General features: G+C 58.2%; 1 protein-coding gene. It reads right to left on the minus strand.

All coding sequences use genetic code 11. The annotated features are described in order from the left end of the window. The coding region (locus EN862_RS35385) for a transglycosylase SLT domain-containing protein (protein WP_153227257.1) at positions 1-325 on the minus strand (325 nt) is incomplete at both ends.

Genomic DNA, 325 nt, shown 5'->3' on the forward strand with positions numbered 1-325 from the left:
GTCTTCGCGGCACTGCGAAATTTGCGCAAGTTGCCAGGCCCGGCATTGTAGGCGGCAAGCGTCAACAGCGCCCTGTTGACTGGGTCGAGTTCGGCATCGTTCACATAGTTTGCCGACAAATAACGCATGTATTTTGCGCCCGCTTCTATATTGCGATCCGAGCTTTCCGCTATGCCGCTGATGCCTATCGCCTTATCGGCAGCAGTCGACGGCAACATTTGCATGATGCCGACGGCGCCCCGAGAGCTGCGTTCGCTCTGGTCGAGACGCGATTCCTGGTATCCCTGCGCGGCCAGCAGCAACGCATTGAGTTTGTAGGCAGCGC

The organism is Mesorhizobium sp. M2E.F.Ca.ET.219.01.1.1, from assembly GCF_004016445.2.
GTDB lineage: Bacteria > Pseudomonadota > Alphaproteobacteria > Rhizobiales > Rhizobiaceae > Mesorhizobium.